We start from the raw sequence: 23,198 nt of genomic DNA on the forward strand, positions 1-23,198 counted from the left end.
GGCCTCGCCGGAGGCTTCCTTGCCCGACTTGCGCAGCACGCCCTCTACCAGGCGCTGCCACTGCTCATGCGTCGCGTCAGGGAACTCGGCGGCCAGGGAGAGCCCGTCATCAGGCAGGACCGTCATGGCCCGGGATGCTAGGCGGGACCGCTAAACCGGGACCGTAGCCACATGGTGGACACGTGCGGCCCTAGGCCGCCGCGCGCAGCCGCCACACTCCCGGCCGGACCTCCGAACAGTCCGGGACCGCGGTGCGCAGCGCCGCCAGCCTGCGCCTCGCGTAGGACTCCAGGCGGGCGTCCTCCAGGATCACCGCCTCGGCCAGGCACTGCCCGAAGTGCTCCTCGGCGGTGGCGGGGCGGCCGCACTCGACCGCGAGGAGGCCCATCACGCGCAGTGCCTCGAACCGGGCGCGGGGGTCCTGCGCGGCCGCGTCCAGGGCGGGGGAGAGGAGGGCGGCGGCGCCGTCCACCGCGCCCGCGTCCAGCCGCAGGTCGGCCAGGCCCGTGAGGGCACGGCTGCGTTCGGGCAGGTCGGCGGCGACGTCGGCGGCCAGCAGGGCCCGCTCGTACAGTTCGCCCGCGGCCGGGATGTCGCGGCGCTGCCAGGCCAGGTCGCCGAGCGAGCGCAGCAGCCGTGCCTGCGCCGGTACGTCGCCCAGGTGCTGGGCGGCGTCCAGGGCCAGCCCGTGGCAGGTGGCCCAGTCGTCCCACTCGGCCAGGGTCTCCAGCAGGCCGGTCAGCCCGTCGGCCAGCCGTACGGTCTGCTCCCACAGGCCCGCCTCGCAGGCCTGCCGGACCACCGTGACGAAGGCGGGCCGCCGCCGGGCCAGCCACTCCAGCGGATGGACGCCGCCCACCTGCGGCGCCGACCGGGCCTCGCGCAGCGCCTCCTCGTACGCGGCGCACAGGCGGGCCGTGGCCACCCGTACCGCTCCCGACTCCTCGTGCGCGGCCAGCCGTTCCACGGCCAGCAGCCGCAGCATCTCCGGCAGCCGGTAGTGCTCCGGGCGCCCGGCGCCCGGCAGTTCCTCCCGTACGAGCCGGGCCGCCACCAGGTCCGTCACCGCGGCCCGCGCGCCGACGAGGTCCGTGCCCAGCACCGCCGCGGCCGAGTCCAGCCCGAAGGGCCCCTCGGGCAGCAGCCCCAGCAGCCGGAACGCCCGCTGCCGCGCACCGCCGGCCTCCTCGTACGCCGCACCCAGGCGGGCCAGGAACCCGGGGTCCGCCGCGTCGAGCTCCGCGAGCCGGCCCGGCGTCCCCCGGAACCGGGCCGCCGCACACGGCTCGGCGCGGGCCGCGGCCCGCAGCGCCAGCGGCAGCAGCCCGCACAGGTCGGCGATCTCCGCGGCCTCCGTCTCGTCCGGGGCATCGGCCCCGCCCCGGGCGGCCGCCGTCAGCATCCGCCGCGCCTCCTTCGGCGCCGGTACGTCGAGCAGCAGCACCCGCCCGTCCAGCCCGTCCGGCACCCGCCGGCAGGTCACCAGCACCCGGGCCCCGGGCAGCGCGGCGGCCAGCGGCTCCACCTGGTCGGCGCGGTCCACCGAGTCCAGGATCACCAGCAGGCGCCGACCGCCCGTCAACTCCGCGAGCAGCGAGCGCATTCCGCCGGTGTCCTGGGGGAGCGTGCCGCGGGCGCCGTACAGCCGGGCGATCCTGGCGAGGACCGCCGTACCGTCCAGGGCCTCACGGCCGTCGCGGCCGTCGCGCCCGCCGGGGCGCATCCTTACCAGGAGCCGCCCGCCCGGGAAGCGGTCGCCCGCCCGGTGGGCGGCCTCCGCGGCCAGCGCGGTCTTTCCGACACCCACCTGGCCGCTGACGACCACGATCCCGGCGCCGGGCGCCGCCAGCAGCTCGGCCAGGGAGCCCAGCTCCTCCTCCCGCCCGGTGAACAGCGGGTCGGAGGCGGGCAGTTCGACCACGACCCGGCGCCCGGCCGACGGCGCAGACGGTGCCGCTGCGGTCCCCGGCGGCTCGTCCGGCACCCCGGAGGAGGCCGGAGGGGAACCGGGTGAGGAAGCGGGTGAGGAGGCGGCCGAAGCCGAGGTAGGGGCCGCGCCCGCGCCCGCACCCGCGGCACCGCCCGTCCCCTGCTCCGCGTCCTCGGTGACGCCCCCGTGCCCCGCGGGCCGCAGCAGCTCCGGGTCCCCGCCCAGGATCCGCCGGTGCAACGCCTGCAGCTGCAGCCCGGGGTCGATGCCCAGCTCCTCCACCAGCCCGCGGCGCAGCCGCGAGAACACCTGGAGGGCGTCCGCCTGCCGCCCCGAGCGGTACAGCGCGACCATCAGGTGCGCGAAGAACTCCTCCCGCAGCGGGAACTCGGCCACGACCGACTGGAGCTCACCGATGAGGGCCTGGTGGCGCCCCAGGTACAGGTCGGCCCGGATCCGCTGCTCCAGCGCCGCCGTCCGCACCTCCGTCAGCCGCACCGCCGTGCCGTCCAGCAGCGGACCGTGCGGGGTGTCCGAGAGCAGCGGGCCGCGCCACAGCGCCAGGGCCTGCCGCTGGAGCCGCGCGGCGGCCTCGTACTCGCGGCGCTCCATCCGCTCCCGGCCGCGCTCGTGCAGCTCCTGGAAGACGGTGAGGTCCAACTGGGCGGGATCCAGGCGCAGTTCGTAGCCCGGCGCGCGGGTCACCAGGGCGTCCCGGCCGTACTCCGCGTCCGCCTCGTCCAGCAGCTTGCGCAGCTGGGACACGTACACCTGCAAGGTGGTGGTGGCCGTACGGGGCGGTTCCTCGCCCCACAGCTCGTCGATCAGGCTGTCCACGGACACGATCTCGTTGGCCCGCACCAGCAGCGCGGCCAGCACCACCCGGATCTTCGCGGCGCGCGGCGTCAGCGCCCCGGAAGTGCCCGACGCCCCGGCGATCCCCGAAGCACCGGAGATCCCCGGGGCCCCGGAGACGCCCGGGACCCGCTGCCCCCCCGAAGGCCCGGCCCCGCCGGAACCCGACCCGGTACCGGAACCCCCGGCTCCGCGATGTGCCCCGCCCACCTCCAGCGGCCCCAGAATCCGAAAACGCATGCGCCCTCCCCCGGCAGTTTCCGGCGGCCAGGCTAGGCGCGCGACCGACCCCGGCTCCGGACAGGCGCCCCCCTGAATCGGGCGGCGCAACCCCCGCACACGGACGCTGCAAGCCCTGCTTTAGCCGCGGAACGGACGATGCGGGCGCCCAGGTGGGAGCGGACGAGGCGCGTACCGCTGCTGCCCCGAGCGCACCATGAGGGGGCCGACCTTGACCGAGTACCGAACGTTCACCGAGCTGATACTGGATCGGGCGCAGACCCTGGGCGAGGCGGACGCGCACGTCTTCCTGCGCGACACCCTGGCCGGCCCGGTCGAGGAACGGCTCTCGTACGCCGGCCTCGACGCCGCCGCCCGGACCCTCGCCGTCCGGCTGCGCGCCCACGGTGCCCAGGGCCAGCCCGTACTGCTGCTCTACCCCCAGGGCTCCGAATTCCTCAAGGCCTTCACCGGCTGCCTCTACGCCGGCGCGATCGCCGTGCCCGCCCCGCTCCCCGGCGACCGGGGCGAACGGCTGAAGCGGGTGTCCGGGATCATCAAGGACACCGGTGCCCGGCTCGTCCTGACCGACGAGGCGAACGCCGCCGAAGTGTCCCTGTGGCTGGCCATGGAGACCCGCGCCGAGGTCGTCGTCCTGGCCTCGGACGTCATCGGCGCGGACGCCACGGGCGGGGCCCCGGCCGACGACTGGCAGCCGCCCGCCACCGGCCCCGACGACCTGGCCTTCCTCCAGTACACCTCCGGCTCCACCTCCCGGCCGCGCGGCGTCATGGTCAGCCACCGCAACCTGCTCGCCAACGAGGCGGCCATCGGGCGGGCGCTGGGCACCTCGCCCGCCGACCGGTTCGGCAGCTGGCTGCCGCACTACCACGACATGGGACTGATCGCCCATCTGCTGCACCCGCTGTGGCTGGGCTCCGCCTCCGTCCAGATGTCCGCCACCGCCTTCGTCAAACGGCCCGTCCACTGGCTCAGGATGATCTCCGAGTACGGGGTGACCGTCGGCGGCGGCCCGAACTTCTGCTACGACCTGTGCCTGCGCCGCGTCACCGACGCCCAGCTCGCCGAGCTCGACCTCTCCTCGTGGCGGCTCGCCCTCAACGGCGCCGAACCCGTCCGCGCCGACACCCTCGACGCCTTCACCGCGCGGTTCGCCGCCGCGGGCCTGCGCGCCGAGAGCACGTACCCGGCCTACGGGCTGGCGGAGGCCACCCTCATCGTCTCCGGCACCGTGCCGGGCCGCCCGTACCGCCACCGGGCCGCCGACCCGGCCGCCCTCGAACACGACGAACTGCGCGCCCCCGCCCCCGGCGCGGCCGGCCGCACCCTGGTCTCCAGCGGCCCGGTCGACCAGGACTTCGACCTGCGCATCGTCGACCCCGTCGACGGCCGGCCGCTGCCCGACGGACGGGTCGGCGAGATCTGGCTGCGCGGCGACAGCGTCGCCCAGGGCTATTGGCGGCGCCCCGCCGACACCGCCCACACCTTCCACGCGGTCCTGGCGGGCGGGGACTCCGGCTTCCTGCGCACCGGGGACCTCGGCGTCGTCGAGGACGGCGAGCTGTACGTCACCGGGCGGCTGAAGGAGGTCATCATCCTCAACGGCCGCAACATCTACCCGCAGGACGTCGAATGGGCCGTCCGCGAGGTCAGCCCGGCGCTCGGGGCGGGCCACGGCGCGGTGTTCACCGTGGACGCCGACCGCGAGCAGCTGGTCATCGTGCAGGAAGTACGCGCCCCGCACGCCGACTGGGACCGGCTCCAGGCCCTGGCCTGCCGCGTCCAGGCGCTCGTCGGACGGGACTTCGACGTGCCCGCCGGCAACGTGGTCCTGATCCGGCCCGGCACCCTGCGCCGCACCACCAGCGGCAAGATCCAGCGGACCCTGATGCGCAGGCTGTTCCTGGAGGGCGGCCTCTCCTCCCTCTACGAGGTCCTCGACCCGGCGGTGCGCGAGCTGCTGGCCGCCTCCGACGGCCCGGGAGCCGACGACGACGTGCCCGGGGTCCCCGCCGCGGACCTGCCCGCCGCCGCGGCGCACCGTACCGGGGACCTCCGGTGGTGAGCGCCCTCACGCTGGAACCCCGGCCGCGCACACCCGCCGCCGGGGCGGTGCCGCACGACCGGGCGGCCGCGCTGGAACAGCTCCTCGGGGACCCGTCCGACCCGCGCAACCCCGCGGGCTACGCGAAACTGCTGGCCGCCGACCGGCGGGCCCAGCTGTCCGCGGACGCCGAATCCCTGCTCGACGACTTCGGCCTGAACGCCGAGTACGTGCCGCGGGAACTCGGCGGGCGGTTCGAATCCGCCGAGACCCTGCTGCGCGTGATGCGCCCGGTCTTCCGGCGCGACGCCGCCCTCGGCACCGGCTACGGCATGAGCACCTTCATGGCCGCCTCCGACGTGTGGATGAGCGGCAGCCCCGCCCAGCGCACCTGGCTCGCCGGACTGCTGCTCTCCGGCTCGAAGGCGGCCATCGCCCAGCACGAGACCGCCCACACCAACGACTTCGTCCGCAGCCAGGTCGCAGCCGCATCCGCCACGGGCGGCGGCCTGTCCGTCAGCGGCGCCAAGCCCGTCGTCAACAACCTGCACCGGGCCGACGCCCTCGTGCTGGTCTGCCGCACCGACGACCGGCCCGGCAGCGGCAGCCACTCGGCGCTCCTGCTGGACCCGCACACCCTGCCCGCCGACCGCTACCGCGTCACCCGCCGCCGCCCCCGCACCGGCATGCGCGGCTGCTACTTCGACGCCGTCGAGTTCGAGGACTGCCCGGTGCCCGAGCAGAACCTGCTGGGCCCCCTCGGCAGCGGGGTCCCCACCTCCCTGCGGTCCTTCCAGATGAGCCGCACCATGATGGCCTCGCTGGTCGCCGCCGCCGTGGACACCTGCCTGCGCACGGCCGTCCTCGTCGACCGCACCCAGGGGCCGGGCCACGGCGCCCCCGTCGATCCCGAACACACCGCGACCACCCTGGCGAACGCCTTCGTGAACCTGCTGTTCTACGACTGCCTCGCCGTGGTCGCCACCCGCGCCCTGCACCTGCACCCGGCCGAGACCAGCGTCTACTCGGCCGCCGTCAAGGCACTGCTGCCGCGCGTGCTCAGCGACACGATGTACGACCTGTCCACCGTCCTCGGCTCGCAGATCTACACCCGCGACGGCACCGTCGGCGTCTTCCAGAAGCACCTGCGCGACGTGCCCGTGGTCAGCCTCGGCCACGCCGGGACCGTCGCCTGCCAGGCCACGATCATCCCCCAGCTCCCGCTGCTCGCCGCCCGGTCCTGGTTCCGCGAACCGCCCGCCTCCGGCGCCCTGTTCCGGCCCGGCGCCGCCCTGCCGCCCTTCGACTACGAGCACCTCGCGCTGGCCTGCGGCCGCGACAGCCTCAGCGCCTCCCTCGTCGAGACCGCCGCGACGCTGACCGGCCGCAGCCCCGTCGAACAGGCCCTGCGCGAGCTCGCCGGGCAGATGGTCGACGAACTGCGGGACCTGCGGACCCGGGTGCTGGCCCTGCCCCCGCCCGGCGGCGGCGCGCCCGTGGGCCCCGCCTGGTTCGCGCTCACCGACCGGTACGTCCTCGTGCTCGCCGCCGCGGCCGTCCTCGGCGTGTGGCGGCACGGCGACGCCGCCGCCGACCCCTTCCTCGCCGACCCGGCCTGGGCGGCCGTGGCCCTGCACCGCATCGCCCGCCGGCTCGGAGCCCCCGGCACCGAACTGCCCGCCGAGTGCACGGCCCGGATCCACCAAGAGGTCCTCGCCCGCTTCGGCGACCAACGCAGCTACGACCTCTACAACACCCCGCTTCCCGGCTGACCGGCCGGCAGCCATGGCCTTACGAACCAGAAGGAGCCCGGCATGACCCTGCCCGCGCCGACGCGCAGCGCGGCCGCCCCGCTGTACGGGTGGCTGACCGACCGGCTCGCCGCCTACCTGGACCGGGAGCCCGAGAGCATCGACCCGACCGTCCCGCTCGCGGTGTACGGCATGGACTCGGTGTGCGGGCTGAGCCTGTGCGGCGACGTGGAGGACGAGCTCGGCATCCCCGTCGACCCGTCACTGGCCTGGGACCACCCCACGGTGGCCGCGCTGGCCCAGCACCTGGCCTCGCGCGGAGCCAGGGTGCCCGCCGGCGGGACGCGTCCGTGACGGGCACCGCGGGCGTGGTGGCCGTCGCCGTTGTCGGGTTGGACTGCGTGTTCCCCGGCGCGGTCGGTGCGGACGGCTACTGGGACCTGCTGGTCCGGGGCGGCGACGGCACCGGCGAGCTGCCCGCCCGGCGCCGCGAGGGGCTCGGCTTCGACGACTCCGTACGCGGCGGGTTCATCGAGGACATCGCCACCTTCGACAACGACTTCTTCACCGTCTCGCCCCGCGAGGCCGCGGCCATGGACCCGCAGCACCGGCTGCTCCTCCAGTGCGCCTGGCGGGCACTGGAGGACTCCGGGCAGTCCCCGGCCGCCCTCGCCGGCAGCGACACCGGGGTCTTCGTCGGCGCGATGGGCAGCGAGTGGGCCCAGCTCCACATGGCCGACCACTCCCGGGTCACCCCGCAGCTCGGCGCCGGCACCAGCTCCTGCATGGCCGCCAACCGGATCTCGTACCACCTCGACCTCAAGGGCCCCAGCCTCTCCGTCGACACCGCCTGCTCCTCCTCCCTCGTCGCCGTGCACCTGGCCGTCAACTCCCTGCTCGCGGGGGAGTGCGGCACCGCCCTCGCCGGAGGCGTCAACCTCGTCCTGACCCCCGCCCTCGGCAGCGTCTACGCACAGATGGGCCTGGCCGCCCCCGACGGCCGCTGCAAGCCCTTCAGCGCCGACGCGGACGGCATCGGCCGCAGCGACGGAGCCGGAGCCGTGGTCCTGCGCCGGCTGGAGGACGCGCTCGCCGACGGGCAGCGCGTGTACGCCGTCATCCGCGGCACCGCCGTCAACCAGGACGGCCGCAGCAATGGCGTCACCGCCCCCAACCGGTGGTCGCAGCGCGAGGTCGTCGCCTCCGCCTACCGGCGCGCCGGTGTCACCCCCGACCGCATCCGGTTCATCGAGGCCCACGGCACCGGGACCGCCCTCGGCGACATCATCGAATGCGCGGCCCTCGGCGAACTCCACGCCGTCCAGCGCCCCGAGCCCTGCGCCATCGGCTCCGTCAAGGGCAACCTGGGGCACACCGAAGGCGCCGCCGGCATCGCCGGCCTCATCAAGGTCGCCCTCGCCCTGCACCACCGCCTGGTGCCCGCCAGCCGCCACGCCGCCCGCGAGAACCCCCAGCTCCGGCTCGCCGAACGCGGCCTGAGCCTGCTCAAGGCGCCCGTACGGCTGCCAGCCGGGGAGGTCCTCGCCGGGGTCAGCAGCTTCGGCATGGGCGGCACCAACGCCCACGCCGTCCTCGCCAGCGCCCCCCGGGTGCGCCGCACCGCCGCCCGCCGCACCGGCACCGCCGCCCCCGTGGGCGTCTTCACCGTCTCCGGCAACACCCCCGAGGCGCTGCGCCGCAACCTCGCCTGCCAGGCCGAGGCCGTCGCCCGCCGCCCCCGCGGCGACGCCGCCGCCCTGTGCTGGACCAGCAACCGGGTCAAGACGGGCCTCGGCTACCGGGCCGCGATCACCGCCCGCGACACCGCGGAACTGGCCGCCGCCCTGCGCGCCGCGGCCGACGACGCACAGCTGCGGGCCGGGATCGCCGACCGGGCCTGGCACCCCCCGGCCGTCGGCTTCCTCTTCAGCGGCCAGGGCGTCCAGGAACCCGGCATGACCGCCGGGCTGTACCGCGACAGCGCCGCCTACCGCCGCCACCTCGACGAGGCCGACGCCGTGCTCGCCCCGCACCTGGGCGGCTCGGTCCGCGACCTGATCCTCGACGAGGACCCGGCCGTCCACCGCACCGGCTGGGCCCAGCCCGCCCTGTTCGCCGTCGGCCACGCCCTCTTCCGCACCCTCGGCGACCTCGGCGTCCACCCCGACGCCGTACTCGGCCACAGCGCCGGCGAGTTCGCCGCGGCCGTCGCCGCCGGCGCGCTCACCCTGGAGGACGCCGCCCGGCTGGTCGCCGTACGCGGGCGGCTGATGGAGGAACTCCCCGACGGCGGCGGCATGCTCTCCGTACGGGCCGACGCGGCCGAGGTGCGGGAGGTGCTCGGCACCCTCCCGCACCTCGGCGGACAGGTGGCCGTCGCCGCCGTCAACGGCCCCGGGAACACCGTCCTGTCCGGCGGCCTCGACGCGCTCGACGCCGTCGCCGCCGAACTGCGCGGCCTCGGCATCCGCAGCAGCCGGCTGCGCGTCTCGCACGCCTTCCACTCGCCGCTGATGACCCCCGCCCTCGACCGGTTCGCCGAGGCCGCCGCCGGCCTCGCCCCGGCCGCACCCCGCATCCCCTTCGCCTCCACCCGCTACGGGCGCATGCTCGGCGACGAGCCGCTGGACGCCGCGTACTGGCGCGACCAGGCCGCCGAGCCCGTGCTGTTCGGCGACGCCCTGGACGCGCTGATGGCCGACGCGATGCCCGGCGTGCTGATCGAGATCGGCCCCGGCCCGCAGCTCGTCCAGCTCGCCGGACGGGCCGGGCTGCCCCCGGGCGTCCGGCTGCTGCACCCCGCGCCCGGCCGGCAGGCGGGCGGCGCCGACCTCGCCGAGACCGCCGCCGCGCTCTACCGCTGCGGGCTCGACCCCCACTGGCAGGAGCTGTACGAGCCCGCGCACCGCACCGTGGAGCGCCTGGCCCCGTACGCGTTCTCCACCGAGCACCGCTACTGGCACACCCCGGCGCCCCGCGCCGCCACCCGGCCCGCGGTCCCGGACCCCGCTTCCCCCGGCGGGTACGGGGCCGCGTTCCCGGCCTCTCCGGGCGCCCCCGCCGAACCGGCCGCCCCGCCGCAGGACGCACCCCACGACCCGGTGCTGCAGGCCGTCATCGCCGCCGTCGTCGAGGTCGGCGGGTACGACCCGGCCCGGGTCGGCGCCGGCACCCGGTTCTACGCCGACCTCGGCTTCGACTCCGTGATGATCATGCAGCTGAAGGACCGCGTCGAGTCGAGGCTGCCGCAGACCGGCAGCGTCACCGTCCAGCAGATCCTCCCGGCCCTGCGCACGGTGGGCTCGCTCGCCGCGTTCCTCGGCGAGTGGATCAGCGTGGGAGCCACCTCGTGAGCCGCCCCGCGGGCCCGGACGCGCCCGCCGCCTTCCACATCGCCGGAACCGCCGCCGCCCTGCCCGGACCGCCCGTCACCAACGCCGACCTCGGCAAGGTCTTCGGGATCAGCGAGGAGTGGACCGACCTCTTCGTCGGCACCCGCACCCGCCACTTCGGCTGGGACCTCGCCACCGGCGAGGTCCTGCACACCCTCACCGACCTGTGCGCCGAGGCCGCCGACCGGGCGCTGGCCGCATCCGGCTTCGACGGCCGCGACCTGGACTTCCTCGTCCTCGCCACGACCACCCCCGACACCCTGCTGCCGACCACCGCCAACCAGGTCGCCGACCGGCTCGGCCTCGACCACCTGCCCGTGTACCAGCTCCAGGCCGGCTGCTCGGGCGCCGTCCAGGCCCTCGACCTCGGCCGCGCCCTGATCGCCTCCGGCCACCGCGCCGGACTGGTCGTCGGCGGGGACGTCACCGCCCGCTTCCTGGACCCCACCCGCTCCGCCGCCGCACTGCCCGCCCAGGAACTCGTCAACTACGTGCTGTTCGGCGACGGCGCCGGCGCCGCGGTCGTCAGCGCCGAGCCCGAGGGCGAGGCCATCGGCGTGCACGCGCTCCTCAACCGCTTCACCGGACAGGGCCGCCCACCCGGCCAGACCATCGACTGGGAGGGACCCGCCCGGCGCGACCCGGACCGGCGCATGCTCCACGAGGACTACAAGGCCATCGAGGAGGGCGTGCCCGCCATGGCAGCGGAGATCCTCTGGGAACTCCTGGAGACCACCGGCTGGCGCCCGGACGAGATCGGCTTCCTGCTGCCGCCGCAGCTCTCCGGCCGGATGACCCGGCGCATCGTCGAGGACCTCGCCCTGACCGGCCCCCGGGAGGTCTCCTGCGTCGCCGACACCGGGAACACCGGAAACGCCCTGCCGTTCGTCCAGCTCGACCGCCTCGTGCCCGAGCTCGGACCGGGGGAGCGGGCCCTGGCCCTCGTCGTCGAATCCAGCAAGTGGATCAAGGCGGGCCTCGCCCTGCAGAAGTGCGCCCCGGAGAAGGAGGACACGAGGTGACCACCCCGCTGGAAGAACTCCGCACCCTGCACACCGGCGGGCAGCTCGCCGCCCGCTACCCGCGGGTGCGCTCCCTGCTCGCCGAGATCACCGACGACCCCGGCCTGGACGAGGCGGGCCTCCTCGCCCAACTGCGCCGCTGCGGGCGCGTACTGGGCTCGCTGCACACCGACGAGGTCCTCGCCGGCCATCCGGCGACGCATGTGGTCACCGTCGCCGTCACCGGCCACTCCACCCTCGCGCAGCTCACCGACCCGCTGACCGCCGAACTGGCCCGGCACGGCCTGCTGGCCCGCCTCGTCCACGGAACGCACGGCGCCTACCTGCGCGACCTCACCGACCCCGGCGGGGAACTGCGCGCCGCCCGCCCCGACCTCACCCTGTGCGTCATGGACGCGGACGCCGTCTTCGGCCGGCTCCCGCTGCCCTGGGGCCCCGACGACGCCGAGGCCGCCTGCCAGGAGCTCGCCGACCGGCTCACCCTCGTCGCCGAGGCGCACACCGCCCACGGCACCGGCACCCTGGTCCTCAACACCCTGCCGCTGCCCCGCCACTGCACCCAGCAGCTCGTCGACCAGGGCCGGCGCGCCCGGCTCGGCGCCGTATGGCGCGAGTTCAACGCCCGGCTGCTGCGCCTGGCCGAGGCCCACCCCGCCGTCGTCGTCCTCGACCTCGACCCGGTCATCGCCTCCACCGGCCCGGCCACCGACCCGCGCCTGGCCCTCTACACCCGCTCGCCCTTCACCGACGAGCTCTTCTCCGCCTACGCCCGCGACGCGGCCCACGTCCTGCGCTCCCGCACCGGCCTGGCCAAGAAATGCCTCGTCCTCGACCTCGACAACACCCTGTGGGGCGGCATCCTCGGCGAGGACGGCCCCGAGGGCATCGCCGCCGGTGGCACCCTGATCGGCGAGCCCTACGCGGCGGTCCAGCGCGTGGCCAAGCAGCTCGCCGCCCAGGGCGTCCTGCTCGCGGTCAGCAGCAAGAACGACCCCGGCCCGGTCGCCGAGGTCCTCGCCGGGCACCCCGACATGACCCTGCGCCCCGCCGACTTCGTCGCCGTCCACGCCAACTGGGAACCCAAGGACGGCAACCTCGACGCCATCGCCCGGCGCCTGGGCATCTCGCCCGACGCGCTCGTCTTCCTCGACGACTCCGCCGCCGAGCGCGCCCTGGTCCGCCGCCACCTGCCCGGCACCGCCGTGGTCCCGCTCGGCGCCGAACCCGCCCTGCACCTGCACGCGCTGCTCCGCGACGGCTGGTTCGACACCCCGCAGGTCACCGAGGACGACACCCGGCGCACCGTCCGCTACCAGGAGGCAGCCGCCCGGGAGGAGTTCCGCGAGAGCAGCACCTCCTACGAGGACTACCTCGCCGAGCTCCGCATCGAGGTCAGCCTCTCCCCGCCCGAGCCGCACGAGATCCGCCGGCTGTCCCAGCTCTCCCTGCGCACCAACCAGTTCAACCTCACCGGCGAACGGGTCCAGGCCGACCGCGTCGCCGCCCTCGCCGCCGCCGGGGGCCACCAGGTGCTCGCCGTCCGCGTCGCCGACCGCTTCGGCGACAGCGGGCTGGTCGGCGCGCTGTTCACCCGCCGCGACGGCGACACGCTGGCCGTGGACAACGTGTTCCTCAGCTGCCGGGCGCTGGCCCGCGGCATCGAGGACGCCTGCCTGGCCGCCGTACTGGCGCACGCGCACGCGGAACACCTGGCCGCCGTGCGGGCCCGCTACCGGCCGACCCGGAGCAACGCGAAGGTGCGCGGCTTCTACCCCTCCCTCGGCTTCGCCCAGGAGGCGGGGGAGAGCGGCGGAGCCGTCTGGTTCCGGCACACGCTGGACGCGCTGCCACCCGTACCGGGTCATCTGACCCTCGACGCCCGACTCGGAGGGACGGTCCATGGACACCACCTGCAACATCACTGAGCTGCCCCGGTTCCTCACCCTCGTCAGGGAGGAACTCGGCCTCGACCTCACCCCGCAGGAGGCCGCCGCGGACTTCGACACCCTGCAGGCCTGGGACTCGGTGCACCTGCTGCGCCTGGTCATGCTCGCCGAGCGGGCCACCGGCCGGCCGGTCCCGGTCGCCCCGGTGCTCCAGGCCCGCAGCCTCGCCGAGGTGCACGCCCTGGTGGTCGCCCCGTGAGCATGACCATCGGGGACCCGCTCGCCGTGACCGTGGCGGGCACCAACTGGTCCACCGTGCGCACCGAACTCGCGGCGCACGGCACGGCCCTGGTGCACGGCCGCCTCGCCGACTGGCGGCCGTCCGACCCGGGCGCCGGCACGCTGCGCGCCGCCCTCGGCCGGGACTGGGCCCGCTACCGCGACATCACGCACGACGAGATACGCGACCGGTTCGCCGCCTCCCGGCTGCTGCTCAAGCACGCGGCGGCCGCCGCACTGCGCGCCGAACCGCAGGACCTCGAGCTGATGTACGGCCCGACGGGCCGCCCGTACCTGCGCGGCTGCGACCAGATCGACATCAGCCTCAGCCACACCGACGACCTGCTGCTGGTCGGCCTGACCACCCGCGGCCTCGTCGGGGTGGACGCCGAACTGTCCGACCGGCGCATCTACAGCCGCGGCCTCGACCGGCACATCTGCACCCCGCACGAGCGGCTGATCGTCTCCGAGCTGCCCGAGGAGGAGCGCAACCCGAGCCTGGTGCGGCTGTGGACGCTGAAGGAGGCCTACAGCAAGGCCATCGGCCAGGGCATGCAGTTCCGGTTCACCGAGTTCGGGTTCGGCCCGGACGGCCGCCCCACCCAGGTGCACCGCCCGGACGGGACCCCGGGCGCCGGCGACGAGTGGTCCTTCCGCACCTTCCTCCTGGTCAGCGACGGCCTGGAGTTCTGCGTCAGCGCCGCCGTGTACGACGCCGGGCTCGGCCGGACCGTGGACGCGGAGATCACCACCATGCTCGACGCCGACGTGGTGGCCGCGCTCGGCGAGGCACTGGAAGGGGAGTGGGCGCATGAACGGCGCTCAAAGGTCTTCGACCACTGACGTGGTGGCCTCCAGGACGGCCCTGTCGGCCTGGATGAGGCTGAGGGCGATCGGCGCCAGCCGCCGCCCCGCCCCGTCCTTGCCCAGCGGCTCCCACACCGCGGCGCAGCGCAGCGGCAGATCCGGTTCCGCGTAGCCCCGGAAGTGCGCCCGCAGCGAGGCCAGCGTGATCCGCCCGGCCCCCAGCCCGTGCGCCCGGCCGGCGGTCAGCAGCGAAGCCTGCCGGACGGCCTCCAGCAGCACCCGCGCCGGGATCTCCCCGTCGGCCGGCGGGGGCAGTACGACGTCCACCGCGAGCCGCCCGTCCGCCGTCCCGGGGCTGCGCAGCAGCACGTCGGCGGGATCGTCGCGGCCGACGTCGGCGGGGTCGACGAGCGGGCCGGCGCCCGTGCGGTCCGCGTCCGCCGCCGAGGAGGCACCCAGCAGGGCCGCCCGGCTGTGACGGCGGTGGTTGGTGTGCACGCCGGGGGCCAGGAAGACCAGACTGGCCTCGCCCGCACCGCAGGGGATCCCGTCGATCTCCATCGCCAGCCGGAACTCCAGGACGCGCGGCACGCCGTCCACGACCTTGTCCGGGCGCACGCGCAGCCGTACGTCGAGCCGCCCGGCCGGTGCTCCGCGGCGCAGGGCCGTGACGTCGTCCGCCCACAGCCCGAAGCGGTAGAAGACCGCCACCCGGTCCGGGTTCACGGCGAAGTGGCAGCGCCCGATGAACTCGGCGGCCTCCCGGACCACGCCGACCACGTCCGGCAGCTCGTGGAAGCGCCGGCCCCGCCGGTCGCCGCCCGACACCTCGCCGACGAGGACGAACTCCTCCTCGGTGTCCGGCACCGCGGGTACCGGATGCTGCCACGACCTCGGCCGGTGGATCAGATGACGGACCGCCGTGCTCCGCACGCGCCACCCCCCTTCCCGCCGGACCGGGTCCGGTCTCGGCCCGATTCAGGGTGCACGGCGCGGGGGCACGGATCCAGCCAGCTCCGATGGCAGCTAGTGGCCGGGCACGTAGTGCCCCGGACCTCAGCCCATGCCCTCCGTGCAGTCGAGCATCCCGCGCGCGGCCACGCTCACGCCCGCCTGGAACCGGCTGGTGGACTCCAGCTCCTCCATGATCTGCGAGATGTAGCGGCGGCAGGTCCGGACGGACATGCCCAGCCGGCGGGCCACCATCTCGTCCTTGTGACCCTGGGCCATCAGCCTGACGATCGACCGTTTCAGGTCATCGGTGACGGCCGTCGGCTCCTCCGCGCCCGGCGTGAAGGACGTGGCCGCCGCCCACAGGTGCTCGTACACCTTGCAGAGGAAGGCCACGAGCGTCGGCTCGCGCACCACGACCGCGCCCGGGGTGCGGCCGCAGACGTTCTGCTCGGGCAGGAAGACGATCTCCCGGTCGTAGATGACGATCCGGTCGATCAGCTGGTCCGTCGTACGGACCTCCGCCCCGGAGGCCGTCACCGCCCGCACGTACGCGGTGGTCGCCAGGTCGCTGCGCACGGTGTGCTGGTAGAGGTGGCGCACCGTCACCCCGCGCGCCAGCCGGGTCAGCGTGCGCGGCCGCGCGTTGTCGAGGAAGTGGCTGGGCCGGGGACCGCCCGGCTGTGCGGTGAGCACCTCCGAACGGCAGCGGGCGCCCCAGTCGTTGAGCATCGCCTGCAGGACGCCGATGTCGCTGATGATGTCGAAGGCCTCGGCCTGGTTGCGGCGCTGGCGGCTCTCGAAGTACGCGGGCTCCAGCGCCCGCATCCGGGCGCGCACGTCCGTGACGGCCTGCTGGAGCTCGCGGATCTGCGTCTCCGTGGGACCCAGCAGGTCGGCGGCGGCCGCGTCGGGGCTGACCGGGACAAAAGCGCCCGGTTCGCCGGGCATCGGGCGTAACAGGCTAAGGGACTGCAAGACGTTCTCTATCCGGGTGGCCTCCGCCAGGCTCATCCCCAGCGCCTCGGCGGCTCCTTGGCGCGTGTACCGGCCGTGCGTCACGGCGTGCTGATATGCAATGGCACAGCTGTCGTCGAAGTCCTCGGAGTGCGATGAGAAATGCGGTTCTCCGGTCATCTAGTTGCTACTCCCCCGTAGCCAGTGGAACTAGTTGCCAGGCCACTTTACGACATCGGGTTTCGCTTGGAACTCGCTCGAGGACGTTGGCAGTGTGTACCCCGCACCGCACGGATGTCTACAGGGGGTAACGATGAACAAGGCAACGGCGAAGCGCGCGTTCTCGGGATTGCTCGTCGCACTCGGCATTTGGGGAAGTCTTGGATCGGGCTTGGCGGAAGCATCAACTCCGGAACAGCAGTGCAAGGTCGCGGTACCCGGCGTGAGCATCGAGGCTGAACTGGGCCTCTGCCCCCTGGACGACGAGTGGGGCAGCATCCGCCCCTGACCCGCAACTGCGGGCGAAATCGGTTTTTCGCCCCGCCGTCCGGCCGACACGGCCGGACGGCGGGGCGCTGTCGTTTCCGTGGCCCGGCCGTGAGCGGCGGGTGAATCTACCGTGTGCCGCTCCGCCCGACGATGTGTGCCACTTCGGCACGGGAATGCACGCCGAGTTTCTTGAATATTCGGCTCATATAGGTTTCCACGGTCTTCGTGCTGATATCGAGTCGGGCCGCCATCCGCTGATTCGTGTACCCCGAACCCACGAGTCCGGCAATTTCCCGCTCGCGATCGCTCAGAAGGAACATCCGACTGCTCCCCGGGAGTTCATTCCGGTCCGCCCGCAACGTCGCCGGAACGGACCTCCCGGAATCCTCAGGGGATTCGACCGAATGATGCTCGAGCATTGCCCCGGCGAATTCCCGGTACCCGGCGGCCGAGGCCTCGTCGCCGGCCGCCGACCTGGCCCGCGCCAGCCCGAGGGCGAGGCTCCCCGCCAGAGCGGCCTGACCGAACTCCAGCGCCGCGCGCAGCCCCCACGCGAACCACGCCTCCGCCCGGCCGGCCCGGCCCAGGCTCAGCTCCGCCCCGCCCAGCAGGCACAGGGCCTCCAGCTCCGCCGCCATGTCGGCCGGGCCGAGCCCGTCCAGCAGCGCCCCGGCCGCATCGGCGGCCCCGACGGCCCCCGGCCCGTCACCCGAGGCGACCCGCCCGGCCGCCAGCAGGGCCAGCGCGTGCACCCGCAGGGCCGGCCCGTCCGCCGAGCCGGCGAGGCCGCAGAGTCCGGGCGGAACCGCCGCCCCGGCAGCCCCGGCCCGCCCTGCCGGTTCCGCCGGTTCCTCGAGTGCTTCGGCGGGCGGGGTGCCCGCGGCCAGCGCCAGGGCCAGCCGCTCGCGCTGCAGCCCGGGCCCGGCCGCCCACTGCCCGGCCCCGGCCAGGAGTTCACCGGCCTCCGCGTGGCGGCCCAGCATCCGCAGCGCGCGGGCCCGCCACAGCACCGCGTCCGCCCGGCCGCCGTCCTCCCACGCCTCGTGGACCCGCGGCCACACCTCCTCGTGGACGCCCACGGACTCCTGCGCGCGGCCCGCCAGCAGCAGGCCCTTGGCCCGCAGCAGCAGCAGGCCCGCCGGCACCCGCCCGGCGGACTCCGACAGCCGGTCCAGGGCCCGGAGCGTGCGGGCCGGCTGGACGAACAGCCAGGCCCGGGCCCCCAGCACGAGCGCCCGTACGTCCTCCTCCGCCGGCGGGCCGTCCTCGTCCAGCAGGTGCGCGGCGAGCGCGGGGGACGCCCGGCCCGGGCCCTCCTCGCGCAGCGCGGCCACGGCCCTGGCCCGGGCCTCGCGCCGCCAGCCCGCACCGGACGCGTGGTGCACCAGCGCCCGTACGGCCGGCCGGGCGAACCGGAAGCGCAGCGTCCCCGGGACCGGCACGACCACGGCCTCCGCGTGCAGTTCGTCCAGCCCGCGCTCCACCTCCGCGAGCGGCACCCCGGCCGTCCGCGCGAGGGCTCCGGCCGTGAAGGGATCCCCGAGCACGGCCGCCGCACAGGCCGTACGCCAGCCCGGTGAGGACAGGGTGTGCAGGTCCACCGCCCCCACCGAGGCCCCGGCCCCGGCCGGCGGCACCCCCGTGGTCAGCTCGCCCACGCTGTGCAGGCCCCGGCCCGGGCCCGGCTCCGCCGCCAGGGCCCTGACCAGCCCCGGCACGCCCGCGGCGTCGCGCAGGACGAGCGCCCGGGCCCGCGGGTCCAGGGCGGCCGGCAGCAGCGAGCGCGCCTCGGCCTCGGACAGCGGCGCGAGACGTACGTGGCGCAGGTTGCCCGCCTCGTGCGCCATCGAGGCCAGCGGGCCGACGGCCGGACCCGAGCGGTGCGCCAGGACCGTCAGGACCGGGCCGTCCGGAGGGTGGCGCACCACGTGCTCCACGAACTCCACCACCTCGGGGCGGGCCCGGTGGGCGTCGTCCAGGATGAGCAGCAGGCCGCCCCGGCCGGACAGTTCGGTCAGCAGCGCGCGCAGGGCGCGCACGGTCCCGTAGTCGTCGGGCTCCCGCTCGCCCGTGGTGCCGAGCGAGGGGAAGACCACCGCCAGGCGGCGGGCGGCCGCCGGGCCGAGCCGCTCGAACAGGGCGCCGTCCGCCCGGGCCAGCTCGTCGTCCAGCGCGTCCACCAGCACGTCGTACGGGTGCGAGCGGCCGCCGCGCGGGGCGCGCCCGAAGGCGACCGTCCACCCGTCGCGGCGGGCCGATTCGGCCAGCTGCCGCAGCAGGTGGGTCTTGCCGGACCAGGGCTCGCCGCTGACCCGGACGAACTGGGCCCCCTGCCGCGCGATCCTCAACTGCCTTCTGAGAAAGGCGAGTTCGCGGGCGCGTACCCCGGCCGGCGGCATCGGGACGGGCATGTGGTGCACCGGGGTCCTCTCCACGTACGTCGGCCACTCCGAGATTCGCCGACGGCCCCCGCCCGGCCAAGCCGTTCCCGCTGTCCACACGTTGCCAGGCAAGAAGTGCGGGGGGTGTTTTCGACCGGCGCGGCCGTGTCGGGGAAATCCCCCACACGCGCATCAGTACGGCCCGCGACAGTTCGGCTTTCCCCGTGCCGGGAGTTCCGGAGAATCCGGAACCGGCAGTCGCTGCCAATTCGCGGGACCCGCGTGAGGAGAAACCCGGACGGCTACTCGGTTTCCCCGCCCCGCACGATCGGGCGTGAAACCGACCACCCAGCCCACTCCGGGAGCCGTTGACAAATGACCGCCTCGCGCAGCACCCGCACCCGCATCGGGTACGGCTGCGGATCACTGGTGACCGGCGCGTACACCACGCTGCCCGGTCTGCTCCTCCTGCCCTACCTCACCGACACCCTCGGCGCCGGAGCCGTGCTCGCCGGCGCCGTCGTCCTGGTCCCCAAGGCCTGGGCCGTGGTCCTGGCCCCGGCCGCCGGGCGGGCCGCCGACCGCACCGGCGCCCGCCGCACCCACCTCCTGCTCGGCGGCCTGGCCGCAGCGGCGGGCCTCGGCCTGATGCTGTCCGGCCCGGCGGCCGGCGGCGCGGGCGTCGCCTGGACCGCGCTGGGCTTCCTGCTCACGGCCACCGCCTTCGCCTTCTTCCAGGCCGCGTTCGCCGCGCTGCCCGCCGAGCTCGCCGACCGCCCCGAGGACCGCATGCGCCTCGTCGGCAGCCGCGTCGCGGGCATCGCCGTCGCCGCCCTCGCGGTCGGCGCCGCCGCCCCGGCCCTGGTCGAGGCCACCGGGGGAGGCCTGCCCGGCCACCGCTGGGCCGCCCTCTTCGGCGCCGCCGTCATGGCCCTGGGCACCCTCGCGGTCCACTCCACCACCCGCCGCCTCCCACGCCCCACGCCCGCCACACCCGGCCGGGAGCCCGCCGCCTCGGCTTCTGCGTCCCCCGCGTCCGGCCGGGAGCCCGCCGCCTCGGCTTCTGCGTCCCCCGCATCCGGCCGGGAGCCCGCCGCCTCGGCTTCTGCGTCCCCCGCATCCGGACCGGCGCTCGCCGCCTCGGGCCTTGCGACCGCCGCGCCGAGCCCCGCATCCGCCGCGCAGACCCCCGCCCCGGAACCCGCCGTGCCGGCCGCAGGCCCGGCCGCCGCGGGCTCCGCGCTGCGCCGGCTTTCCGAACTGCTGCGCCGCAACCCCGGCTTCGCCGCGCTCCTCGCCTGCGCCACCGTGCAGGTCATCGCCACCGGCTGCCTGCTCGCGGCGGCCCCGTACTTCGCCGAACACGTCCTCGGCACCCCGGACACGACCCCGCTGCTCGTCGCCGCCTTCGTCGCGCCGAACCTGTTCAGCCCCCCGCTGTGGACCCGTATCGCCGCGCGCCGGGGCAACCGCGCCGCCCTCACCGCCGCGTCGGCGGTCCTCGCCGGCGGCAGCCTCCTCCTGACGGCCGCACCCGGCGCCCCCGCCTGGTGGGCGCCCGCCGCCCTGCTGCTGGCCGGCGTCGGCCACGCGGGACAGCTGCTCCTCCTCTACGCGATGCTCACCGAGTGCGCGGCGCAGGACCGCTCCGGCGCCGGCACCCTCTCCGGCCTCTTCAGCGGCGGCGAGGCCCTCGGGATGGCCCTCGGCCCCTTCCTCTTCGCCCTGCTCCTCCAGCTGACCGGCTACGTCCCCTCCGACACCGGCAGCTCCGCGGCCCAGTCCGCCACCGCCGAATGGGGCGTGCTCGCCGGCATGTCCGTACTCCCGGCCCTCCTGACCGCGGCCGGACTCGTGCTGCTCCACGCCCGCGGCCGAGCGCGCAAGCCCGGCTTTAGGGAGTCCGCCGAACCTCTGTGGCGCGCCAGCCGGCCCGCTGGCGCACCCGCGTCGAAAGGTGGCCTTCATTGAGCATCGTCGAGGACAGGCCCGTCCGTACCACGGAGCGCCCGTCGACGCCCCCGCCGCTCCCGCTCCCCAGCCTGCGCGAACGCACTGCGGAGCTGAGCGCCCTGCAGGAGCACGTGCTCCGCGGCCCGAGCGACCGCGCCACCGCCGCCCAGCACGCCAAGGGCAAGCTGACGGCCCGTGAGCGGGTCACCCTCCTCTTCGACGAGGGCACCTTCGTCGAGATCGAGGGCCTGCGCCGGCACCGGGCCACGGGCTTCGGCCTGGAGGACAAGAAGCCGCACAGCGACGGCGTCGTCATCGGCTGGGGCACCGTCCACGGCCGCACCGTCTTCGCGTACGCCCACGACTTCCGCATCTTCGGCGGCGCCCTCGGCGAGGCCCACGCGGAGAAGATCCACAAGGTCATGGACCTGGCCGAGGCCGCCGGTGCCCCCATCGTCGGCCTGTGCGACGGCGCGGGCGCCCGCATCCAGGAAGGCGTCTCGGCCCTGGCCGGGTACGGCGGCATCTTCCAGCGCAACGTCCGCAACTCCGGTGTCATCCCGCAGATCTCGGTCATGCTCGGGCCCTGCGCGGGCGGCGCGGCCTACTCCCCGGCCCTCACCGACTTCGTGTTCATGGTCCGCGACACCTCGCAGATGTTCATCACCGGCCCGGACGTGGTCCGCGCGGTGACCGGCGAGGAGATCACCCAGAACGGCCTCGGCGGCGCCGACGTGCACGCCTCGGTCTCCGGAGTGGCCGCCTTCGCCTACGACACCGAGGAGAGCTGCCTGGAGGACGTCCGCTACCTCCTGTCGATGCTCCCGTCGAACAACCGGGAGCTCCCGCCCGCCGCCGAGGCCGACGACCCCGCCGACCGCCGCTGCGAACGCCTGCTGGACCTGGTCCCCTCCCAGCCCAACCAGTCGTACGACATGCGCCGCGTCATCGAGGAGGTCGTCGACCACGGCGAGTTCTTCGAGGTCCACGGCCAGTGGGCGCAGAACGTCGTGTGCGGCCTGGCCCGGTTCGACGGCCACGTCACCGGCATCGTCGCGAACCAGCCCGCCGCCCTCGCCGGGGTCCTCGACATCCAGTCCAGCGAGAAGGCCGCCCGCTTCGTGCAGTTCTGCGACGCCTTCAGCATCCCGCTGGTCACCCTGGTCGACGTACCCGGCTTCCTGCCGGGCGTGGACCAGGAACACGGCGGGGTCATCCGGCACGGCGCCAAGCTGCTCTACGCGTACTGCAACGCCACCGTCCCGCGGATCTCGCTCGTCCTGCGCAAGGCGTACGGCGGTGCCTACATCGTCATGGACTCCCGCTCCATCGGCGCGGACGTCGCACTGGCCTGGCCCAGCAACGAGATCGCCGTCATGGGAGCCGAGGGCGCGGCCAACGTCATCTTCCGCCGCGAGATCGCCGGCGCCGAGGACCCCGACGCGATGCGCGCACAGAAGATCCAGGAGTACACGACCGAGCTCATGCACCCCTACTACGCGGCCGAGCGGGGTCTCGTCGACGACGTCATCGACCCCGCCGACACCCGCACCCGGCTGATCAGCGCCCTCGCCATGCTGCGCACGAAGCACGTGCCGCTGCCGGGCCGCAAGCACGGGAACCTCCCGCTGTGACGGCCGTGGCCCCCGGAGCCGGGGTGGAACTCGCGCTGGCCTCCCTGCGGATCACCGGCGGCAACCCGAGCCGCGAGGACGTCGCCGCGCTCGCCGCGGTGCTCGCCGCCCGCTTCGCACCCGGCGCGAGTGGTACGCAGGCCGGTGACGGCCGCGGACCCGAGCACGGCCGCACCCGCTGGCAGGAGCCCGCGGGCGCCTATCGCGCACCGGGAGCGTGGGTGTCGTGACGACCGGCGGCATCCGCAAGGTGCTCATCGCCAACCGTGGCGAAATCGCTGTCCGCGTTGCCCGGGCCTGCCGGGACGCCGGGATCGCGAGCGTAGCCGTCTACGCCGATCCGGACCGGGACGCATCGCACGTCCGCGCGGCCGACGAAGCGTTCGCGTTGGGCGGTGACACCCCGGCCGCGAGCTACCTGGACATCTCCAAGGTCCTCCAGGCCGCCGCCGACTCCGGTGCGGACGCCATCCATCCCGGATACGGATTCCTGTCCGAGAACGCCGACTTCGCGCAGGCCGTCATCGACGCCGGCCTGACCTGGATCGGCCCGCCCCCGCAGGCCATCCGCGACCTCGGCGACAAGGTCGCCGCCCGCCACATCGCCCAGCGCGCCGGCGCGCCGCT

The 23,198-nt window shown here is 75.2% G+C and carries 17 protein-coding genes; 13 read left to right on the forward strand and 4 right to left on the reverse strand.

The features are described from left to right. Positions 1-190: 190 nt before the first annotated feature. Complete coding sequence (locus ACIGFK_RS41400; RefSeq protein WP_400056007.1) at positions 191-3,025, reverse strand: BTAD domain-containing putative transcriptional regulator; 2,835 nt, start codon at positions 3,023-3,025, stop codon at positions 191-193. A gap of 211 nt (positions 3,026-3,236) precedes the next feature. On the opposite strand from ACIGFK_RS41400, the gene ACIGFK_RS41405 reads away from it, so the two are divergent. The 8 genes from ACIGFK_RS41405 to ACIGFK_RS41440 are packed head-to-tail and all read left to right on the forward strand — an operon-like array spanning position 3,237 to position 14,242. Then, positions 3,237-5,090 (forward strand): fatty acyl-AMP ligase, encoded by a 1,854-nt coding sequence (locus tag ACIGFK_RS41405; RefSeq protein WP_386473127.1) that lies wholly within the window; start codon positions 3,237-3,239, stop codon positions 5,088-5,090. Continuing rightward, complete coding sequence (locus ACIGFK_RS41410) at positions 5,087-6,841, forward strand: acyl-CoA dehydrogenase family protein (RefSeq protein ID WP_386473124.1); 1,755 nt, start codon at positions 5,087-5,089, stop codon at positions 6,839-6,841. The genes ACIGFK_RS41405 and ACIGFK_RS41410 overlap by 4 nt, the downstream gene beginning before the upstream one ends. A gap of 42 nt (positions 6,842-6,883) precedes the next feature. Continuing rightward, positions 6,884-7,174, forward strand: a complete 291-nt coding sequence (locus ACIGFK_RS41415) for an acyl carrier protein (protein WP_376660364.1) — start codon at positions 6,884-6,886, stop codon at positions 7,172-7,174. Continuing rightward, a complete protein-coding gene (locus tag ACIGFK_RS41420; protein WP_400056009.1) occupies positions 7,171-10,173 on the forward strand; it encodes a type I polyketide synthase in 3,003 nt (1,000 codons plus the stop codon). The genes ACIGFK_RS41415 and ACIGFK_RS41420 overlap by 4 nt, the downstream gene beginning before the upstream one ends. Further along, a complete protein-coding gene (locus ACIGFK_RS41425) occupies positions 10,170-11,234 on the forward strand; it encodes a 3-oxoacyl-ACP synthase III family protein (RefSeq protein WP_376660362.1) in 1,065 nt (354 codons plus the stop codon). The genes ACIGFK_RS41420 and ACIGFK_RS41425 overlap by 4 nt, the downstream gene beginning before the upstream one ends. Further along, positions 11,231-13,159, forward strand: coding sequence for an HAD-IIIC family phosphatase (locus tag ACIGFK_RS41430; protein ID WP_376660361.1), 1,929 nt, complete (start codon positions 11,231-11,233; stop codon positions 13,157-13,159). Before ACIGFK_RS41425 ends, ACIGFK_RS41430 begins: the two co-directional genes overlap by 4 nt. After that, positions 13,134-13,379 carry an acyl carrier protein gene (locus ACIGFK_RS41435; protein WP_376660360.1) on the forward strand — a complete coding sequence of 82 codons (246 nt, stop codon included), beginning with the start codon at positions 13,134-13,136 and terminating at the stop codon, positions 13,377-13,379. Before ACIGFK_RS41430 ends, ACIGFK_RS41435 begins: the two co-directional genes overlap by 26 nt. 2 nt (positions 13,380-13,381) lie before the next feature. Next, positions 13,382-14,242 (forward strand): 4'-phosphopantetheinyl transferase family protein, encoded by an 861-nt coding sequence (locus tag ACIGFK_RS41440; RefSeq protein WP_376660370.1) that lies wholly within the window; start codon positions 13,382-13,384, stop codon positions 14,240-14,242. Here the strand turns inward: ACIGFK_RS41440 and ACIGFK_RS41445 are convergent. After that, positions 14,222-15,073, reverse strand: coding sequence for an AfsA-related hotdog domain-containing protein (locus ACIGFK_RS41445; protein ID WP_386473115.1), 852 nt, complete (start codon positions 15,071-15,073; stop codon positions 14,222-14,224). The genes ACIGFK_RS41440 and ACIGFK_RS41445 overlap by 21 nt on opposite strands. A gap of 189 nt (positions 15,074-15,262) precedes the next feature. Beyond that, a complete protein-coding gene (locus tag ACIGFK_RS41450; RefSeq protein ID WP_376660358.1) occupies positions 15,263-16,108 on the reverse strand; it encodes a LuxR C-terminal-related transcriptional regulator in 846 nt (281 codons plus the stop codon). A gap of 319 nt (positions 16,109-16,427) precedes the next feature. Here ACIGFK_RS41450 and ACIGFK_RS41455 point away from each other — a divergent pair, with 319 nt between their 5' ends. Further along, positions 16,428-16,622: a hypothetical protein gene (locus tag ACIGFK_RS41455; protein WP_376660357.1), complete on the forward strand. Its 195-nt coding sequence runs from the start codon at positions 16,428-16,430 to the stop codon at positions 16,620-16,622. A 106-nt stretch (positions 16,623-16,728) separates the two neighbouring features. On the opposite strand, the gene ACIGFK_RS41460 is transcribed toward ACIGFK_RS41455, so the two are convergent. Next, entirely contained in the window at positions 16,729-19,014 is a 2,286-nt protein-coding gene (locus tag ACIGFK_RS41460; protein ID WP_400056015.1) for a LuxR C-terminal-related transcriptional regulator, read from the reverse strand. Between the two features lie 345 nt (positions 19,015-19,359). Here ACIGFK_RS41460 and ACIGFK_RS41465 point away from each other — a divergent pair, with 345 nt between their 5' ends. From ACIGFK_RS41465 to ACIGFK_RS41480, 4 genes are all read left to right on the forward strand, one after another. After that, positions 19,360-20,955, forward strand: coding sequence for an MFS transporter (locus ACIGFK_RS41465; protein WP_400056013.1), 1,596 nt, complete (start codon positions 19,360-19,362; stop codon positions 20,953-20,955). Next, positions 20,952-22,571, forward strand: coding sequence for an acyl-CoA carboxylase subunit beta (locus ACIGFK_RS41470; protein ID WP_376662105.1), 1,620 nt, complete (start codon positions 20,952-20,954; stop codon positions 22,569-22,571). The genes ACIGFK_RS41465 and ACIGFK_RS41470 overlap by 4 nt, the downstream gene beginning before the upstream one ends. Beyond that, positions 22,568-22,801, forward strand: a complete 234-nt coding sequence (locus ACIGFK_RS41475) for an acyl-CoA carboxylase epsilon subunit (protein ID WP_376662104.1) — start codon at positions 22,568-22,570, stop codon at positions 22,799-22,801. The genes ACIGFK_RS41470 and ACIGFK_RS41475 overlap by 4 nt, the downstream gene beginning before the upstream one ends. Before the next feature lie 11 nt (positions 22,802-22,812). Then, on the forward strand, positions 22,813-23,198 hold a 386-nt coding region (locus ACIGFK_RS41480), incomplete at its 3' end, for a biotin carboxylase N-terminal domain-containing protein (RefSeq protein WP_400056016.1).

Origin of the sequence: Streptomyces sp. NPDC085524, assembly GCF_044541755.1 — a bacterium.
GTDB lineage: Bacteria > Actinomycetota > Actinomycetes > Streptomycetales > Streptomycetaceae > Streptomyces.

What these genes read in the sequence shown, in the direction of transcription:
- ACIGFK_RS41400 (WP_400056007.1), bottom strand. Translation starts at nt 3,025, where the DNA reads ATGCGTTTTCGGATTCTGGGGCCGCTGGAGGTGGGCGGGGCACATCGC.
- ACIGFK_RS41415 (WP_376660364.1), top strand. Translation starts at nt 6,884, where the DNA reads ATGACCCTGCCCGCGCCGACGCGCAGCGCGGCCGCCCCGCTGTACGGG.
- ACIGFK_RS41435 (WP_376660360.1), top strand. Translation starts at nt 13,134, where the DNA reads ATGGACACCACCTGCAACATCACTGAGCTGCCCCGGTTCCTCACCCTC.
- ACIGFK_RS41440 (WP_376660370.1), top strand. Translation starts at nt 13,382, where the DNA reads ATGACCATCGGGGACCCGCTCGCCGTGACCGTGGCGGGCACCAACTGG.
- ACIGFK_RS41450 (WP_376660358.1), bottom strand. Translation starts at nt 16,108, where the DNA reads ATGCCCGGCGAACCGGGCGCTTTTGTCCCGGTCAGCCCCGACGCGGCC.
- ACIGFK_RS41455 (WP_376660357.1), top strand. Translation starts at nt 16,428, where the DNA reads ATGAACAAGGCAACGGCGAAGCGCGCGTTCTCGGGATTGCTCGTCGCA.
- ACIGFK_RS41460 (WP_400056015.1), bottom strand. Translation starts at nt 19,014, where the DNA reads ATGCCCGTCCCGATGCCGCCGGCCGGGGTACGCGCCCGCGAACTCGCC.
- ACIGFK_RS41465 (WP_400056013.1), top strand. Translation starts at nt 19,360, where the DNA reads ATGACCGCCTCGCGCAGCACCCGCACCCGCATCGGGTACGGCTGCGGA.